The organism is Photorhabdus sp. RM323S, assembly GCF_042879375.1.
In the GTDB taxonomy this organism is placed as follows: Bacteria; Pseudomonadota; Gammaproteobacteria; order Enterobacterales; family Enterobacteriaceae; genus Photorhabdus; species Photorhabdus tasmaniensis.
Genome location: NZ_JBHFKZ010000030.1, coordinates 39,627 through 58,294 on the forward strand (window position 1 = coordinate 39,627; position 18,668 = coordinate 58,294).

At 44.5% G+C, this 18,668-nt stretch carries 18 protein-coding genes and 1 pseudogene; 9 read left to right on the top strand and 10 right to left on the bottom strand.

Annotated elements, in window-relative coordinates; genetic code table 11:
• Nucleotides 1-211: 211 nt before the first annotated feature.
• From ACGF7G_RS13460 to ACGF7G_RS13475, 4 genes are all read right to left on the bottom strand, one after another.
• Nucleotides 212-511, bottom strand: a complete 300-nt coding sequence (locus tag ACGF7G_RS13460) for a HigA family addiction module antitoxin (RefSeq protein ID WP_133814462.1) — start codon at nt 509-511, stop codon at nt 212-214.
• A complete protein-coding gene (locus ACGF7G_RS13465; protein WP_387466144.1) occupies nt 511-765 on the bottom strand; it encodes a type II toxin-antitoxin system RelE/ParE family toxin in 255 nt (84 codons plus the stop codon). Before ACGF7G_RS13465 ends, ACGF7G_RS13460 begins: the two co-directional genes overlap by 1 nt.
• A 9-nt stretch (nt 766-774) precedes the next feature.
• Nucleotides 775-1,989, bottom strand: a complete 1,215-nt coding sequence (gene gltS, locus ACGF7G_RS13470) for a sodium/glutamate symporter (RefSeq protein ID WP_387466121.1) — start codon at nt 1,987-1,989, stop codon at nt 775-777.
• A 230-nt stretch (nt 1,990-2,219) separates the two neighbouring features.
• Nucleotides 2,220-3,725: a 4-hydroxyphenylacetate 3-hydroxylase family protein gene (locus ACGF7G_RS13475; protein WP_387466146.1), complete on the bottom strand. Its 1,506-nt coding sequence runs from the start codon at nt 3,723-3,725 to the stop codon at nt 2,220-2,222.
• A 545-nt stretch (nt 3,726-4,270) separates the two neighbouring features.
• Between ACGF7G_RS13475 and ACGF7G_RS13480 the strand changes: the two genes are divergently transcribed.
• Entirely contained in the window at nt 4,271-5,980 is a 1,710-nt protein-coding gene (locus tag ACGF7G_RS13480; RefSeq protein WP_387466123.1) for an AsmA family protein, read from the top strand.
• 85 nt (nt 5,981-6,065) lie between these two features.
• Here ACGF7G_RS13480 and ACGF7G_RS13485 read toward each other — a convergent pair whose 3' ends face one another.
• The 4 genes from ACGF7G_RS13485 to yihX all read right to left on the bottom strand — a co-directional run bounded on the left by ACGF7G_RS13485 (nt 6,066) and on the right by yihX (nt 8,399).
• Entirely contained in the window at nt 6,066-6,305 is a 240-nt protein-coding gene (locus ACGF7G_RS13485; RefSeq protein WP_387466125.1) for a hypothetical protein, read from the bottom strand.
• Nucleotides 6,302-7,219, bottom strand: coding sequence for a fatty acid biosynthesis protein FabY (gene fabY, locus ACGF7G_RS13490; protein WP_133814467.1), 918 nt, complete (start codon nt 7,217-7,219; stop codon nt 6,302-6,304). The genes ACGF7G_RS13485 and fabY overlap by 4 nt, the downstream gene beginning before the upstream one ends.
• A gap of 73 nt (nt 7,220-7,292) precedes the next feature.
• The gene (dtd, locus tag ACGF7G_RS13495) at nt 7,293-7,730 is read right to left on the bottom strand and encodes a D-aminoacyl-tRNA deacylase (RefSeq protein ID WP_133814468.1); all 438 of its coding nucleotides are present in this window, start codon (nt 7,728-7,730) and stop codon (nt 7,293-7,295) included.
• A gap of 63 nt (nt 7,731-7,793) precedes the next feature.
• The gene (gene yihX / locus ACGF7G_RS13500) at nt 7,794-8,399 is read right to left on the bottom strand and encodes a glucose-1-phosphatase (RefSeq protein ID WP_387466127.1); all 606 of its coding nucleotides are present in this window, start codon (nt 8,397-8,399) and stop codon (nt 7,794-7,796) included.
• A 155-nt stretch (nt 8,400-8,554) separates the two neighbouring features.
• On the opposite strand from yihX, the gene ACGF7G_RS13505 reads away from it, so the two are divergent.
• The 5 genes from ACGF7G_RS13505 to ACGF7G_RS13525 all read left to right on the top strand — a co-directional run bounded on the left by ACGF7G_RS13505 (nt 8,555) and on the right by ACGF7G_RS13525 (nt 12,107).
• Complete coding sequence (locus ACGF7G_RS13505) at nt 8,555-10,009, top strand: carbon starvation protein A (protein WP_387466128.1); 1,455 nt, start codon at nt 8,555-8,557, stop codon at nt 10,007-10,009.
• A gap of 311 nt (nt 10,010-10,320) precedes the next feature.
• A complete protein-coding gene (vapB, locus tag ACGF7G_RS13510; protein ID WP_387466130.1) occupies nt 10,321-10,554 on the top strand; it encodes a type II toxin-antitoxin system VapB family antitoxin in 234 nt (77 codons plus the stop codon).
• Nucleotides 10,554-10,955, top strand: a complete 402-nt coding sequence (gene vapC, locus ACGF7G_RS13515) for a tRNA(fMet)-specific endonuclease VapC (RefSeq protein ID WP_387466132.1) — start codon at nt 10,554-10,556, stop codon at nt 10,953-10,955. Before vapB ends, vapC begins: the two co-directional genes overlap by 1 nt.
• Nucleotides 10,956-11,370: 415 nt before the next feature.
• Complete coding sequence (locus ACGF7G_RS13520) at nt 11,371-11,523, top strand: DUF5993 family protein (RefSeq protein WP_036833676.1); 153 nt, start codon at nt 11,371-11,373, stop codon at nt 11,521-11,523.
• Nucleotides 11,524-11,537: 14 nt separating this feature from the next.
• Nucleotides 11,538-12,107: a disulfide bond formation protein B gene (locus ACGF7G_RS13525; protein WP_387466134.1), complete on the top strand. Its 570-nt coding sequence runs from the start codon at nt 11,538-11,540 to the stop codon at nt 12,105-12,107.
• Between the two features lie 84 nt (nt 12,108-12,191).
• On the opposite strand, the gene typA is transcribed toward ACGF7G_RS13525, so the two are convergent.
• Nucleotides 12,192-14,030, bottom strand: coding sequence for a ribosome-dependent GTPase TypA (gene typA / locus ACGF7G_RS13530; RefSeq protein WP_387466136.1), 1,839 nt, complete (start codon nt 14,028-14,030; stop codon nt 12,192-12,194).
• Between the two features lie 426 nt (nt 14,031-14,456).
• On the opposite strand from typA, the gene glnA reads away from it, so the two are divergent.
• The 3 genes from glnA to glnG all read left to right on the top strand — a co-directional run bounded on the left by glnA (nt 14,457) and on the right by glnG (nt 18,513).
• Nucleotides 14,457-15,866: a glutamate--ammonia ligase gene (gene glnA, locus ACGF7G_RS13535; protein ID WP_387466138.1), complete on the top strand. Its 1,410-nt coding sequence runs from the start codon at nt 14,457-14,459 to the stop codon at nt 15,864-15,866.
• Nucleotides 15,867-16,029: 163 nt separating this feature from the next.
• Nucleotides 16,030-17,079, top strand: a complete 1,050-nt coding sequence (gene glnL / locus ACGF7G_RS13540; protein WP_387466140.1) for a nitrogen regulation protein NR(II) — start codon at nt 16,030-16,032, stop codon at nt 17,077-17,079.
• 9 nt (nt 17,080-17,088) lie between these two features.
• Nucleotides 17,089-18,513 carry a nitrogen regulation protein NR(I) gene (gene glnG / locus ACGF7G_RS13545; RefSeq protein ID WP_133814477.1) on the top strand — a complete coding sequence of 475 codons (1,425 nt, stop codon included), beginning with the start codon at nt 17,089-17,091 and terminating at the stop codon, nt 18,511-18,513.
• A gap of 17 nt (nt 18,514-18,530) precedes the next feature.
• Here the strand turns inward: glnG and ACGF7G_RS13550 are convergent.
• Nucleotides 18,531-18,656: pseudogene (locus tag ACGF7G_RS13550) on the bottom strand (IS630 family transposase); the annotation flags it as partial.
• Nucleotides 18,657-18,668 lie beyond the last annotated feature (12 nt).

Consider the following 18,668-nt stretch of genomic DNA (forward strand, 5'->3'; position numbering starts at 1 on the left):
CCTTCGAAGGAACTAACACCGGATGGTGACGGGAATGCAGCCATACCAGAATGCATTGTTGAAAATATTGGGTCAATTATATGAGTCTTTTTATTCCTGAATGGGGTGCGGAATGTCGGATTATTAGAGAAGTTCACTTTATCAGTGAACGACTCCAATATTAATACGTATATGTATTAAGTAATAACCCCTGCATATATATGTCTAAATATTAGACATGAGACAAATGGGGTTTAAATAACGGAGTCAATTTAGAAATATCAACCGTCTTTTCTGCTTTATCAAGGCTATAAGATTCTTGCAATTTCAACCACAACCGTGGAGAACTACCAAGTACTTTAGATAACTTTACCGCCATTTCTGGCGTGACTGCCGCTTTACACGACACTAAACGTTGAGCCGTAGACGGAGCAACATTTAATGCCCGCGCAAGATCACGAATTCCCAAGCCTAGCTCTTCCAAAGAATCAGCAATAATTTCGCCTGGATGAGGGGGATTGAACATTTTCATTAGTGATAATCCTCATAGCTAACGATATACGCATCACCGTCGATAAATTCGAATGTAATACGCCAGTTTCCTGAAACAGTAATTGCCCACTGCCCTCTCCTATCTCCCGTCAAAGGATGTAAGTTGTATCCAGGAAAATTGATTTCCCCTACATCCTCTGCATCGTTAATAACAGCAAGTCGTTGGCGGAGTTTGTTTACATGCTGGGGGTTAATTCCAACAGAAACACCTTTTTCAAAAAACTGGCGCAGTATCTTTCTAACTTACCCCGCCACAGCCGGGAATACTGGCAACAAGAGATAGAGTTTAATCACAATCGCATTAACGATATCGATAAAGAACGCCCCTACCATTGGCACTACCAGAAACGCCACATGAGATGGACCGAAACGGTCGGTAATCGCCTGCATATTTGCAATAGCAGTCGGTGTCGCCCCCAGGCCAAAACCACAATGACCCGCAGCCAGAACCGCTGCATCATAGTTTTTCCCCATCACACGATAGGTAACAAAAATTGCATACAACGCCATGACAACTGCCTGTATCGCAAGAATGGTTAACATTGGCAATGCCAGAGATGCCATCTGCCACAATTTCAGGCTCATCAACGCCATTGCCAGGAACAACGAAAGACTGACGTTACCCAACACAGAAACCGCCCGGTCAAATACCCGGTAAAAACCTAACGCTGACAAGCTGTTACTGAGGATAACCCCGATAAATAATACACAGACGAATGTCGGTAATTCAAACCATGTACCTTGCATAAGCTCAGACACAAAATTACCTGCCATCAGACAGATAGAGATCAATGCGATAGTTTCCAGCATAACCAGCGGTGTAATCATCCGGCCGGTATAAGGTTTTTCAAACGCCGTCGGCACTTCGGTATCATCTGCCTTCAATCCTGGGGTTTTTGTATTTCTCACCAGGAAACGCGCGACCGGGCCACCAATCAGACCACCCAGCACCAAACCAAACGTCGCACAGGCCATAGCCACTTCTGACGCATTTTCAAAACCATAACGCTCAACGAACAGTTTACCCCAAGCCACGCCAGTACCATGACCACCCGACAGCGTAATAGAACCCGCCAGCAAGCCCATTAATGGATCCAGCCCCAGCAGTCCAGCCAGCACAATACCCACGGTGTTTTGAACCAACAACAAGCCAACAACGATAAAGACAAAAGTGAAAAGTACCTTACCACCCGCTCGCAAGCTGGAAAGATTCGCATTCAGGCCAATAGTGGCAAAGAAAGTTAACATCAAAGGATCTTTAAGAGACAAATCAAAGCTGATTTCCCAACCGGTCGTTTGCTTAAGTATTAAAAGTATAAGAGCAATTAACAGGCCACCCGCAACAGGTTCAGGAATGGTGTATTTTTCAAGGAATGGGACTGATTGTACAAGTTTACGCCCAAGTAATAGTACTAATGCGGACGCAACGAGCGTGCCATAAACATCAAGATGATACATCTATGTACCCCAGCTATATTGTTAAAGTTATGTAAGTTATTACGACGTTAAACTCATCCTTTAGAAAACGCCAAAAGCAGGCAACGCTGGATTAGAAAAAAAATCGGCAACAAACACAAGTTAAAACATATAAAAATGTGACCAGAGTGAATCATGCAAGATAACAGAATTTGTGAGCAAGCTCATCACGCACGTTTATTTCATCATCGTGCGTGATGATGATTTATATTCTAGCGGCTGGAAGGCCAAATAAAATCGTCACCGATCCAACCATCAAGATCGTATTCACTCATACACTGTTCAGCAAAACCCTTACATCTATCCGCCAAGCCAGAGGCTTGGGCAGCCAGTAACACATCTATTCTGACAGTTTCATGGTTGCCGGAATAATTGCGCTCGTATAATTCATGCCTGCCCGCGAATTCCGTACCGATCGAGTCCCAAATCAGTTTCATGAGCTTGACTCGCTCAACAGCGCTGTAACCATTGGAGCCACGCACGTATTTATCCAAATAGGGAGACAGTTCCGGGTTGGAAAAATCGCTGGCATGAGAGTTAACATAAATCAAGGCACTCCCTAAATCCTGTTCGATAATTTCTTTTACCCGCGGGTAACCCAGCGTCATAAACCAACGATAAGCCATTCCATACTCGTATCGAGGTAATAGAGCATCCTTACCCCAAGGCTCTGGAGATTTAATCATCGCATCACTGAGAGCCCAAAACATATTACGCCATGCCAATACTTCACCAACCCGTGTCTGTACGCCCCGAAAATCCTTCGTACCCGTGACTTCAACACCCTTAATAATTAATCCACAAAGAAAATCAAGTTTAACCGCCAGCCGGGTCACACCATGCAGCATAGCCCGATGAAAATAACCCGATTCAGAAAAAAATAACGAGACTTTATTGACATCTCCATAGATAAATACGTTCTCCCAAGGAACCTTCACTTTATCCATAATAATAATGGTATCGTTCTCATCAAATCGGGAAGAGAGTGGATAATCAAAAGGACTGCCTATTTTATCAGCCGCCAGTGCGTAAGAGGGACGACAAATTAATTTCAGACCTGGCGCATTCATCGGTAAGGTACAAACCAACGCAAATTCCCGTTTCTTTATCGGTAAGCCGTAATGACCAATAAAGTTGTAGTGACTGATCGCCGACCCCGTAGCAACAACTTTCGCGCCACTGACAATTAATCCATCATCACACTCTTTTTCAACATGAATACAAACATCACCAATTTCATCAGGGGGTAAATGACGATCTACCGGCGGGTTAATAATCGAATGATTCCAGTAAAACACGTTTTCCTGTGAGCGGGCATACCAGTTCTTTGCATTATCAGCAAACTCACCATAAAACTCCGGGTTTACGCCTAGTGAGGTAAGAAATGCGGCCTTATAGTCAGGGCTTCTACCCAACCAACCATAATTCATCCGAGCCCACGCGGCGATAGCATCACGATCAGCAATTAAATCCTGCTGTGAGCGCGGTATACGGAAAAAAGGATGGGTTACACCACAACTACCGGTATCTGTAGCCGTAGTCAGTACGTCACGATGAACGGGATCATGCAAAGCGTCGTAGAGTTTCGCAACAGCGCGGGCTGGATTTTGAAAGGCAGGATGGCGGGCGATATCGTGGATACGTTCACCATAAGCCCAGACTTCCCGGCCATCGTTTAGTCCATCCAAGAACTCCTTTCCAGTAAGTGGACTGGTCATACGGATACTGCTTTCATTCGACAACTTTTGTTTCATGCTTTCTGACATAATAGATTCCTTACGTTGTTTATTTGCTGGAAGATGGGTGAAAGTGAACTATGAAGTCTTATTTCAAGAATCAGCCAAACGGAGAAAGGAATAGAGTGAATTACGAAAATATCATTATTCCACTTATAACCATCCATTAACACATTAATTCATCCAGATGTTATTAGCCATATTTCCACACAATAAAATAGAGATTTAATAATTATATTAATCACACAATATAATTATTAACAATTCATACAAACCCAATAACACCTTAATAAAAAACAACTTAGCATGAGAGCCGAAAGATACAATTAAGTAAAAATTAATATCTGAAAATTATTAAAATTCACAACTAATATAGTTATTTATTGGTATTGTGGTTTTATCGTTCAATTATGCAAGTGTTACAAATAATAATTTCTCCTCGCTCATAATTTTTATTCACCATCTCTTGAGTGAACGCAAAAATTACGGCATAAAAGGAGGTAATAAGCTGATTAAACTGGAGTCTGATGATGAGATGGTTAGGGAAATTGCTGGTTACTCTGTCATTACTGCTAATACTGACAGGAGTCACTCTTTATGTCGTTATTCAGACAAGTTGGGGCGCTCGCGAATTGAGTCAATGGCTCAGTAATAACAGTGATTATCAAGTTCAGATTGGCAATATCGAACATCGCTGGTCACAACCCCGTACCCTGACATTCACCAATATCGCCCTTAGTCATAAACAACTCTCTTTTACCTTAGAAGCTCAGGTTGTGGCATTCGATTTCAGTTGGCAGCAACTCACTTCCCCGCGTCATTTCCACCGTCTGTTATTGCAACAGGGCCAATTAGCGATAAAAGGTCAGCAAAAATCTTTACCTTTTAGCGCCAATATCCTGCAACTCAATCAAATGTCTATTCAGTCAGAAAATGCAGACTGGCAGATCCAAGGGCAAAATATTACCGGCGGGATCACTCCCTGGAACCCTCAATCAGATGGATTGGCAGGGAGTGGGAAATTTCAGTTCAGTGCCGATAAGCTGAACTTAAATGATATTTCTCTTGAAAAGGTGATTATGCAAGGGAATAGCCAACAGAATACACTGATTATCAATTCATTTGGTGCAACATTGGCACACGGTTCGGTATCCGGGAATGGGCAACGTCTACCCGATGGGCGCTGGCAGTGGGATAACTTACTTATCAGTGATATTCGTTGGCAAACTCCAATGACACTTGAAGAATTATGGCTGAAAGCCAGTAAACTACCCGCAGTGAACATTAAAGATCTGAGCCTCACTAATGCCAAACTAGAAGGTAAAAGCTGGTCTGCTAACTATCTGGATGCCTCAGTAAAGAATGTCGGTTTGGTTAACGGGAACTGGCAAGAGAAAGAAGGAATTATTGATTTCAACGTCATGGATACGACGCTAAATGATCTTCATGTCACCGACGCTATTGGTCACCTTCTTCTTGCCGGAAATGAACTCAATATTTCCAATCTTACTGCCCGCTGGGAAAAGGGATTATTCCACATTAAAGCGCAATGGAACCACCAAACAAAACAGTTCAAAATCGCAAATGCAACGGTTGCTGGTTTAACTTATACCTTGCCACAAAACTGGCATCAGTTACTGAAACAATCATTGCCTGAGTGGATATCCGGCTTTTCCATTAACGGGCTAACAATCAATAACAGCATGTTGATTGATATCAATCCCGATTTTCCATTCCAGCTTACCGCTCTTAATGGTTATGTCCATAATGTGGAATTACTGAAAGATGGAAGATGGGGGATTTGGAGCGGTTCTTCAAATCTGAGTGCCACCAGCGCAACATTCAACAAAGTTGAATTAAACCGCCCTTACCTTAAATTACACACAGAGGGAAATAAACTCGTCCTCGACCAATTAGATGCCTCTGTTGATGATGGGTTACTGAAAATTAAAGGCACAGTAGATCAACAGATACAGAAACCATTCTCTTTAAGTTTTCAGGGCATGGATGCGGATTTAGCTATTTTGCATCAATGGGGCTGGGTTCCGTTGAAATTACAGGGCAAAGGCAATTTCACTCTGCGGGTACAAGGAGATCTTTCTGCTGACGACGTGAGAAGTTCCATCAGTGGCACACTTGAAGCTACTGATAAACAATCAGGCAAAGAAATTCAAACTATCGATAAAGGGCAGATATCTACCATAAACTGTGAAATATGCTCAATTATTAAGCTATAGCCGTGTAAACATCTAGTAACACCAAATAGCCCAAAAATTGGGCTATTTGGGATGAGATCACAGTTTAAATAGTTTTGAGCATATTTTATTTAAAAATTTCATCCCAAAATTCATCTACAGTACCTACACTTGTACCACCACCACTTTCCAGCTCACGGATCGCCGCCTGCGTTGTGGCATTAGGAATGTGGCGTTCCTTTGTTACTCTGGTTAATACCAAGCGGACAAAACTAAACATATCCAAATTGTTATCCTGAACAGCTCTCGCTACCGCATTTAAGACCAAAACGAAAATATCCTGTTCCTGCAACGTGCTTCTTATCAAGCTATAGCCGTGTAAGCATTTGGCAGTACCATATAGGTGCCGGTAAACACGGCACCTAGCCCATGATCACCGCTAACAGTCACTTCCAACTTCACTCTCGCTTTACTGCCCTGAGCAAGGCGAGCCAAATCGCCGCTCATATTTTTAAGATCCGCAACAGATTTTGGCCTGCCAATAACAGGCTTTTTGTAACGGATATCAGCATCAGCCAGAATAATATCACCCCCCAATTGGCGTTCTTGTAACAACAACCAAATCAACCCCCAACCGGTCAGCGTTGCCAGTGAGAACAGGCTACCCGCAAAGAGAGTTTGGTGAGGATTTTGATTCCCTGCTTCCGGCATCGTGGTAATAAAACTCTGGCCGGTATATTGAGAGATCCGTACCCCCATTTTTTCACTGAGGGGAATATGTCTGTACCAGGCTTTTTGCAGTTCATTGCACCAATCCGGCCGGTGAAGAATATCATCAAGTGTCGCAACAGGTTTGATCATCAAAAAATGGCGAATCGGGGTTGTCTGCGGGCTGGTAATTGGCCCGCGATTTTCGAACCCCAGTTTACTGAAAAAATCTACCGCGTATTCACGGGCACTGCATACTACCCGTTTAACCCCTTCCTGACGAGCAACGGACTCCAGAGCCATTGCGATCAGTTTTCCCAGCCCTTTGCCTTGCACATGAGGATGTACTGCCAGAAAGCGGATGGCCCCTTCGCTATCTGCGTTGATATACAAACGCCCTACCGCCACCGGGTTACCTTTCTCATCCACCACCATCTGGTGATGAGCCATGGTGTCATAACCATCTTTCTCAGAGCCTACAGGCTGATGCAGTGGCTTACGCAACATCTCCCAACGAAATCGATAATATGCTTCCAGTTCTTGTTCTGTTTCAGGTACTCGCAGATGATACATAGAAACTGCCCCTTTCTTTTGATAATGATGTGTAATCGGGGGTAATTGTGCTTTAACTGGCTGCTTTTCGTGGCTATACCTGCAACCAGAAAGTGACTGGCCCATCGTTTGTCAGACTGACTTTCATATCGGCAGCAAACCGCCCGATTTCTGTTTTTACACCACTTTGGCGACATCGTTCAACAAAATAGCGATATAACTCATCAGCCTTATCCGGACTTGCGCCACCAGAAAAACCAGGGCGCATTCCCTTTTGAGTATCAGCAGCCAACGTAAACTGGGAAACAACCAATAAACTGCCACCAACCTGTTGGACATTCAGATTCATTTTATCCTGCTCATCACTGAATATCCGATACCCTATCACTTTCTCACATAACCGTTTTGCCTTTTGTTGATCATCTTCTTTTTCAACGCCCAACAATACCAGCAGACCAAGACCAATTGCCCCGACCATTTCGTTCTCAACAACAACATTTGCCTGTGTTACCCGCTGGATTAACGCAATCATATTTTTCCTTACCGGAGATGAGCATCAACGCACTATCTCCGATTCTCCATTCAATGACTAATTCTATTCAGAAAAACCGATTGTTTTGAAATAATCCGGCACTGTCTGCCGGTCAATGACATGAATACTATTGATTCCTGACGCACTGGCCGCCTCCACATTTTCCAGCACATCATCAAAAAATACCGCCTGATCCGGTGAAAAACCTTCTGCCTCAAGAACATATTTGAAAATATCAGGTTCAGGCTTACGCATTGCCAAATCCTGGGACAGATAGAGGTAATCAGCCGATGCCGCAATTTCTGGGTAATGATGCGGCCAGTAATCCAGGTGCAGACGGTTTGTGTTGGATAGCACCACAACCCGATGCCCTGCTTCACGTAATTTATTCATTATCTGAATGATTTCAGGCCGAATATCAATAAAAATAGCGTGCCATCCGACAGCAAACTGCTCAAAACTGAGTGAAATATTCATTTCCTGGCATAAAGTATCAGCGAATTCCAGATCAGTAATTTGACCACGCTCATGTTTTTCAAACGTTTCTCCCATCGAGAAACTTTTAGTCAATGTCGCAAGAGGTGTGCCGCTCAAATTACTCCAGACAGCTAAAACTCTTTTAAAATCAATATCAATAATCACATTACCCATATCGAAGATATATAGCATGACCACCTCCTGGTTAATTAATAACTTTTTACTTTAATCGTATTTTTAATTAGAAAACAGTACGAAAAAGTAAAAAGCGAATTACTTCACGGTATTTTTCTTATGAAACGATAAAGTAGCCTCCAGATCAAAAAAATAGAGTAAGGTGTTATTTTATGTTGTGGTTTCTCCTTTGTATTGGGCTTCTTCTGGCTGGATATTTCATATACGGCAAAATTGTCGAAAAGATATTCACCATTCGACCGGAAAGAAAAACCCCCGCGATTTCGATGGCAGATGGTGTTGACTATGTTGCGATGTCCACACCAAAAGTTTGGTTAATTCAGTTACTTAATATTGCCGGTGTTGGCCCTATTTTTGGCCCGATTCTTGGTGCCCTCTATGGTCCACTTGCCATGCTGTGGATCGTATTCGGCTGTATTTTTGCCGGCGCAGTACACGATTATTTCTCGGGTATGCTCAGTGTTCGTGCACGGGGAGCGTCAGTACCCGTCATCGTCGGTAATGAGCTGGGCAAGGCCATGAAACATTTCATGAATATCTTTGCTGTCATTCTGCTGATGCTGGTTGGTGTGGTATTTGTGCTGAGTCCGGCAGGCTTACTGAACAACTTACTAAAAGAGGCTATAGGCTGGGATAACATTGCTATCTGGGTTGGCGTTATCTTTGCTTACTATATTCTCGCGACACTGGTTCCGATTGATAAAATCATCGGTCGTCTCTATCCACTATTTGGTGCGTTGTTGCTGTTTATGTCTGTTGCGCTAATGGTTGGTTTGGCTATGAGCGATAAACCTTTCTACTCACAAGGATTGGATTTCACCACTAATTTTCACCCGAAAGACCTGCCTGTTTGGCCGCTGTTGTTCGTCACGATTGCCTGTGGCGCGATTTCTGGTTTCCACGCGACTCAGTCCCCGCTGATGGCACGTTGTATGCAGAATGAGAAAAATGGCCGCTTTGTGTTCTATGGTGCAATGATTGGTGAAGGTATTATCGCGCTGATCTGGTGTACGCTGGGTCTGAGCTTCTATGAAGACACTAACGCACTACAGGCGGTGATTGATCAGGGTACTGCCTCTCTGGTGGTTCATGAAGTTTCCACTTCGCTGCTGGGTACGGTCGGCGGTATTCTGGCTATCCTGGGTGTAGTGATCCTACCAATTACTTCCGGCGATACGGCATTCCGTTCTGCCCGCCTTATTATTGCTGAATTCCTGAATATTTCTCAGCAAGAAATGACCAAGCGTCTGCTATTAAGTGTGCCCATGTTTATTGTCGGTTATCTGATTACCAAAACCGATTTTAATATCATCTGGCGCTACTTCGGTTGGGCGAACCAAACTACAGCAATGGTTATGTTGTGGGCTGCATCAGCATGGCTGCTGCGCCGCGATAAATTCCACTGGATCACCACCCTGCCGGCCATGTTTATGACCGCAGTATGCTTCACCTATCTGGCATTCGCGCCAGAAGGTTTTGCCCTGGATTGGAATATCTCTGTCATTATCGGCCTGGCGGCAATGGTGATTGTAACGATTGTCTTCTTTGCGAAAGTCCGCTCTCAATCAGCTTCTGATAATACAGAAGCCGAAGCATTAAATGAGTAAAAACTAAAGAAAACATTAAATATCAATAACAGCCCCTCACGGTAAAACATCGAGGGGTTTTTATTCCCGTTATCAAGTATTCGCCACAAGGTATAAATGGCCCAAGTCTATTAAAAGCCAACCACCACTCGTATTTCAGCCTTCTCAAGAGAAAAATACTATCTATCAGCTACTCATAGCTCTCGCAGAGAATTGATGCTAAAGGAATTTTTTACCAAGAAGAATTTACCACCATTTTATGCAATATAGCATTGCTATATACATAAATCAGATTATAATTATTTTAATTCAATATGACTGAGGTAATAAATATGCACTCAAGTAAAGTTTTCATAAGCAACCGCACACAAAATGTCAGGATACCCGCTGATGTTAGATTCCCTGATAATGTTAAAAACGTTACGGTCAGAGCAATCGGTAAAGAAAGAATCATTTCCCCGATAGAAAATGTCTGGGATAGCTTCTTCATGAGTGATGAATGCCCAACCGATGATTTCCTACCTGAAAGGGCATCTCAACACCAGTCAGAACGTGAGGCGTTTTAATGTTTAAGTATATGTTAGACACTAATATCGCTATCTATGTAATTAAACGTCGCCCTGTTGAGGTATTAGAAAAATTTAATATCAATGCAGGACGTATGGTTGTGTCAAGTATTACACTAGCCGAACTGATCCACGGAGCAGAAAAAAGCGTTTTTCCTGAAAAAAATTTAAAAACTGTTGAAGATTTTATATCCCGCCTCACAGTAGTCACTTACGATGAAAAGGCGGCTTATCACTACGGCGCTATTCGTGCAAGCCTTGAGAAGAAAGGCAATCCAATAGGTATTAATGACTTACATATTGCAAGCCACGCCAGAAGTTCAGGACTCATTGTAGTCACTAACAATGAAAAGGAATTCAACCACGTAGATGGGTTAATTGTAGAAAATTGGATAGATTGAGCCGTTTAAATACAACATCATCAATAATGATAATAAATGGGAAAACCTTAAAGCAGGGATGTAATTCACCTCCCATAATCATTGCCTGCTTAACTATTAAATAAAAAACAGCTCATTAAAGCATAAACAACCCCTTCAAATGGAATTACACTCATTATCCCAAGTTATGGCAAATACAATAAAAATTGACTACAATTATTATTCGCAGCACGGTACGAATAGACCAACAGATAGTTGACCTGATTAATGGCACCAAAATGTTTCTTTATGGTCAACCGGTCTTTGGATGATTGATCGCTTATATCGAAGCAAGCAATATCAAGCTTGGTATTATGAATTCCTCCCCTGAAGAAGACTATCTACTCAGGTGAAGGTTTTGAATGTTTTTAACATCATAGGAGAGTGAACCATGTACATGTTTTTACCGTTTTTGATCGCATTATTTGCGGTCATAACCACCTTGGTTGGAAAGAATAAAACTAGCTATGCTCTATGGGGTCTTCTCTTGGTGACAACCATAGCCTGGTTTATTCATCATGCGACTGATTCGCTAAATCTATCTTTTTAACAGGAGACAATTTGATGAATCAGGTATTAACAGCAAAACAGACGATCAACTACGGCATGATATTCAACATCATTGGGTTATTTGGCATCAGTGCCGCGCTTACCGTTGCTTTCTATTATCAACTAGTCCTTTCCGAACTCCCTTGCCCATTATGTCTGCTACAGCGGACAGGCATGATCATGATAGGATTTGGTTTCCTGTTTAATCTCCGTTTTGGTATAAAAAGCGCGCACTACGGCATCGCGCTTCTCGGCAGTCTCGTGACCGGAATTATTGCAATCCGACAAGTGTTTTTACATATCACACCTGGCGATATCGGTTATGGTTCTGCCCTTTTTGGTCTCCATTTCTATACTTGGGCCCTCCTTTGCTCCATTATGGTCATTATTGCCATATCAGTCATGCTGATATTGAAAAGCCTGGAAAAAAAGACCGAAGAAAAGGAAAACAAGTCTGTTTTCGGTCAGATTATTATTGGCATATTTGTCGTATTAATTACAGCAAATTTGATCTCTACCATTTTGGAGTGTGGCGGCGGGCAATGTGATGACAACCCAACGTATTATCAATTGCTGGGTAAATAATCTCAGATATATTTAACTGAATAAATAAATCCCAAAAAACTCAGGGCGCCATTGGCGCCCTAAGCATTTGCATGGCAGGAAAGATTACGCCTCTTTACTGCGATGCGCACGACGACGGTCGTTTTCTGTCAGATGGCGTTTACGCAGGCGAATCGACACAGGAGTCACTTCTACCAGCTCGTCATCATCAATAAACTCCAGAGCCTGTTCCAGGGTTTTCTTAATATGTGGAGACAAGGTTGTCGCTTCGTCAGTACCAGATGCACGGACGTTTGTCAGTTTCTTACCTGTCAGGCAGTTAACTGTCAGGTCATTGGAACGGGAGTGAATGCCGATCACCTGGCCTTCATACACTTCCGCCCCATGACCGAGGAACAACTTACCACGATCCTGCAAGCTGTAAAGCGCATAAGCAACCGCTTTACCCTGACCATTGGAAATCATGACACCGTTCTGACGGCGACCAATTTCACCCACACGAATATCATCATAGTGGCTGAATGTTGCATACAACAGGCCAGTACCCGAGGTCATGGTCAGGAACTCAGTCCGAAAGCCAATCAAACCACGGCTTGGAATGATGTAATCAAGGCGCACACGGCCTTTACCGTCTGGCAACATATCACGCAGATCAGCTTTACGCTCACCTAGCGCCTGCATCACATTACCCTGATGCTGCTCTTCAATATCCAGAGTCACCTGCTCGAATGGCTCTTGTTTGCGGCCATCGATCTCACGGAAGATAACTTTCGGACGGGATACCGCCAGTTCAAAACCTTCACGACGCATGTTCTCAATCAGCACAGATAAATGCAGTTCACCACGGCCAGAAACACGGAACGCATCTGGATCTTCGGTTTCTTCGACACGCAGTGCGACGTTGTGAACCAGCTCTTTCTTCAGGCGCTCAAGGATCTGACGTGAAGTGACATATTTACCTTCACGACCACAGAAAGGAGAGGTGTTAACACAGAAGAACATGCTTACCGTCGGCTCATCAACAGCCAGTGGCGGCAGTGCTTCAACTGCATTGATGTCACACAGGGTATCGGAGATATTCAGCTCGCCCAAACCGGTAATCGCAACGATGTCACCCGCTTCCGCTTGCTCACTCTCAATACGCTCCAGGCCCAAATGGCCCAGAACTTTACCAATTTTGCCGTTCCGGGTTTTACCTTCACTATCAATAATCGTGACGTTCTGGTTTGGTTTAACCGTACCACGCTTGATACGACCAATACCGATAACACCAACATAGTTGTTGTAATCCAGCTGAGAAATCTGCATCTGGAATGAACCATTAAGGTCAACTTTCGGTGGCTCTACATGATCGACAATCGCCTGATATAACGGAGTCATATCTTCAGCCATATCAGTATGCTCAGTACCGGCAATGCCCATCAGTGCAGATGCATAGATAATTGGGAAGTCCAGTTGCTCGTCAGTCGCACCCAGGTTTACAAACAGGTCAAACACCTGATCGACAACCCAATCAGGACGTGCGCCAGGACGGTCAACTTTGTTGATAACGACAATAGGTTTTAAACCATGAGCAAACGCTTTCTGCGTTACAAAACGGGTCTGAGGCATAGGCCCATCCATGGCATCGACTAGCAACAGTACGCTGTCAACCATAGACATAACACGTTCTACTTCACCGCCGAAATCAGCATGTCCCGGAGTGTCTACGATATTAATACGGTAGTCATTCCATTTAATGGCGGTATTTTTTGCGAGGATAGTAATTCCACGCTCTTTCTCCAGATCATTGGAGTCCATCACACGTTCTGTTGCTGTCGCACGGTCACCGAAAGTACCGGATTGTTGCAGCAGCTTGTCAACCAAGGTAGTTTTACCATGGTCAACATGCGCGATAATGGCGATATTACGCAATTTTTCGATCACAAACTTTGCCTCAGGCATTTAGAAATAGCGCGCTATTGTACACACATTGGTCGAGGGACTAAACAGGATCACAAGAATCTGTTCTTAACAACTTGATACCAATGGAATTGTGATCCCTTTCACGCCTATAAAAGATGCACTATTGATAAAAATGCACCGACAGGGTGCAGGATAGTAACATAATCGCACCAATATAGTGCAATCTTCCTGAATATTAAGGCATCTCATCATAGGGATACCCATAACACAGTATATTGCAAGGTGTCAGAAAGTTGGCACGCTTTTCGCAATTGTTTTTCTCATCTAATAAGATTGTTTTTCACAACTATAAGTTTGCAAACGCGTAAATAGCCTTGTTAAGGTAAAACAATGTAATTGTGTTTTCTTTAAGTCTTAATCTAAAACCATTTTACCAAGACCGACACAAACCAGGAGAAACCGAGTATGTCCGCTGAACATGTTTTAACCATGATTGAAGAGCATCAGGTGAAGTTTATCGATTTGCGTTTCACTGATACCAAAGGCAAAGAACAACATATGACCATTCCGGCTCATCAGGTTAATGCGGACTTCTTTGAAGATGGCAAAATGTTCGATGGCTCTTCAATTCACGGTTGGAAAGGTATTAACGAATCCGACATGGTGCTGATGCCAGACTCAAGTACAGCGATGCTTGATCCGTTCTTTGATGATGCCACTCTGATCCTCCGTTGTGACATTCTGGAACCCGGCACCATGCAAGGCTATGAACGCGATCCACGCTCCATCTGCAAACGCGCTGAAGATTTTTTGCGCTCAAGCGGCATTGCAGATACCGTCCTGTGTGGGCCCGAACCTGAATTTTTCCTGTTTGACGACATACGCTTCGGCAGTTCTATGTCCGGTTCCTACTACCATATTGATGATATTGAAGCAGCATGGAACTCTGGAACTCGATACGAAGGCGGTAACAAAGGCCACCGACCTGCGGTAAAAGGCGGTTACGCCCCGCTGCCTCCGGTTGATTCTTCTCAGGATTTACGTTCAGCCATGTGCCTGACGATGGAAGCGATGGGACTGGTTGTGGAAGCTCACCATCATGAAGTTGGCACTGCTGGTCAAAATGAAATTGCTACTCGCTTCAACACCATGACCAAAAAGGCTGACGAAACCCAGATTTACAAATACGTCGTACATAATGTGGCGCACAATTTTGGCAAAACCGCCACCTTCATGCCAAAACCACTGGTTGGTGATAACGGCTCCGGCATGCACTGTCATATGTCCCTGTCCAAAAACGGCACCAACCTGTTTGCCGGTGACAAATACGGTGGTCTGTCCGAACTGGCGTTGTTCTACATCGGCGGTATTATCAAACATGCCCGTGCATTGAACGCATTTACCAACCCGACAACCAACTCCTATAAACGTCTGGTTCCCGGCTATGAAGCACCGGTTATGCTGGCCTACTCTGCCCGTAACCGTTCTGCATCCATCCGTATTCCGGTTGTCGCCAGCACCAAGGCCCGCCGTATTGAAGTACGTTTCCCTGACCCGGCAGCTAACCCTTATTTGGCCTTTGCCGCTCAGTTGATGGCTGGCCTTGACGGTATCATCAATAAAATCCATCCGGGTGATGCGATGGATAAAAACCTGTATGACCTGCCACCGGAAGAAGCCAAAGAGATCCCAACCGTCGCTTCTTCTCTGGATGAAGCACTGGCAGCATTAGATACCGACCGTGAGTTCCTGACCCGTGGTAGTGTCTTCACTGATGACGCCATTGATGCTTATATTGAATTGAAAAACAGTGAAATGGAACGTGTCCGCCTGACACCACATCCACTGGAGTTTGAACTGTATTACAGTGTGTAATTACCAGCGCCGTTCCTGCTGATCATTTTTTGTTGCCGTGAAACCTTTAGCCCACCTTCGGATGGGCCTTTTTCCTGCTCCCTGAGCTCAGACTTTGACTGGGTTTTACGTTCGAATATGATACAGTGCACCAAAAAGGTGCGGGGATGTGGCGGGAGTGTAAATGAAAACGGAAAATCTACCCGATACCGGGCAAATATTAAACTCACTGATTAACAGCGTACTGGTGCTGGATACCGATCTCGTGATCCGCTATGCCAACCATGCAGCGCTGCAACTATTAGCTCAGAGTGCCCGTAAACTATTAGGTACACCTCTTCCGGTGCTGTTCAGTTACTTTTCACTGGATACAGAACTAATGCGATCCAGTTTAGTCAGTGGTCAGAGTTTTACTGACAACGAAGTGACGTTAGTGGTTAATAACCGCTCTCATATTATGTCGCTCAGTGCCCAACCCATTTCCGGGCAGTTTATTTTGCTGGAACTGGCACCTATGGATAGTCAACGCCGGTTAAGCCAAGAGCAGGTACAACAAGCCCAGCAGATAGCGGCACGGGAATTGGTTCGGGGGCTGGCACATGAAATCAAAAATCCCCTCGGCGGGCTAAGGGGAGCCGCACAATTACTTTCAAGAGCACTGCCTGATCCTGCTTTGCAGGAATACACCCAGGTGATTATTGAACAGGCGGACCGGTTACGTCATCTGGTAGACAGATTACTTGGCCCACAACATCCGGGCGAACAAATTAAACAAAGCATTCATTATGTTGCTGAACGAGTCTATCAATTAGTCTCGCTGGAGATGCCGGATAACGTCACACTGATAAAAGATTACGATCCGAGTCTGCCAGAACTGGCTCACTACCCGGATCAGATTGAGCAGGTGCTGCTGAACATCACCCGTAACGCCTTGCAAGCTCTGGGCACACAGGGTGGCACCATTACCCTGCGCACCCGGACCGCTTTCCAAATCACCCTGCATGGTAAGCGCTATCGTCTGGCTGCCAGAATAGATGTGGAAGACAACGGGCCAGGTATCCCGCCACAGATTCAGGACACACTGTTCTACCCGATGGTCAGTGCTCATGAAGGCGGAACCGGTCTTGGTCTATCCATTGCCCGCAATTTAATAGATCAGCACTCCGGTAAAATAGAATTTACCAGCTGGCCGGGGCACACAGAATTTTCTATCTACTTACCGATCAAGAAATAGAGGATAACTATGCAACGAGGAAAAATCTGGATCGTGGATGATGACAACTCAATCCGCTGGGTACTTGAACGGGCGCTAAGTAGCGCGGGGATGGAATGCATCAGTTTCGCAGACGCTGACAGTGTACTGACCGCGTTGGCCCAAAACACACCGGATGTCCTGATTTCTGACATCCGTATGCCGGGAATGAACGGCTTGCACCTGCTGAACAATATCAAACAAAGTCACCCGTTGCTGCCGGTCATTATTATGACAGCCCATTCTGATCTGGATGCCGCAGTCAGTGCCTATCAACAAGGTGCTTTTGATTACTTACCAAAACCCTTTGATATTGATGAAGCCGTCGCACTGCTGGAACGGGCACTTAGCCACTCCCGCGAACAGAATCAACCCGCTAAAAATCCACAGGTCGTTACACCGGTTTCCGACATGATAGGTGAAGCGCCTGCTATGCAAGATGTTTACCGCATTATTGGCCGCCTTTCCCGTTCCTCGATCAGTGTGCTGATTAATGGCGAATCCGGTACAGGGAAAGAATTGGTAGCCCATGCCCTACACCGCCACAGTCCAAGAGCCAATGAACCATTTATTGCACTTAATATGGCAGCGATTCCCAAAGATCTGATTGAATCAGAGCTGTTTGGTCATGAGAAAGGGGCTTTTACCGGTGCCAATCAAGTACGTCATGGCCGATTTGAACAGGCCAATCGCGGTTCGCTATTTCTTGATGAAATTGGCGATATGCCATTAGACATTCAGACCCGCCTGTTACGGGTATTGGCCGAAGGCCAGTTTTACCGGGTTGGTGGCTATGCCCCCGTGAAAGTGGATGTACGGATTATTGCTGCAACCCACCAGGATATAGAACGCCTGGTAGAAAAAGGCCAATTCCGTGAAGATCTGTATCACCGCCTGAATGTTATTCGTATGCAATTACCCCCCCTGCGTGACAGAGTGGAGGATATCCCTCGTCTGACCCGTCATTTCCTGCAACAAACTGCCAAAGAGCTGGGGGTAGAAGCAAAAATTCTCCACCCTGACGCAGAAATTGCTTTAATGCGCTTACCCTGGCCGGGCAATGTTCGCCAGTTGGAAAACATCTGCCGCTGGCTAACTGTGATGGCGGCGAGTCAGGAAGTATTAGTACAAGATTTGCCGCCTGAATTATTTGAAACTCATCACCCTGAAACCAGCATGACAACATTGGCAACAACAATGCCGGAAAACTGGCCGCAGCTACTCGCTCACTGGGCAACAAATGCGTTGGAAAATGGTCAGCAGGATCTGCTATCTGAAGCCTTACCATTGCTGGAACGTACTTTACTTAACTGTGCACTTAAACATAGCCAAGGACATAAGCAGGATGCTGCACGGCTACTAGGTTGGGGGCGTAATACCATTACGCGGAAGTTAAAAGAGTTAGGGTTGGAATAAGGAAAGAATATCTCCAAGATGGTTTGATATTCCTGGAACACCGTACGACCAATAGCATTCAGGTTGAGTGCACCCAATATATTCAGGCGAGTTCGGCTTCCTGTTGTTTTGACTGTTTTTTTCTCGCCTTTTCGCATCCAACCCTAACTGAGTTT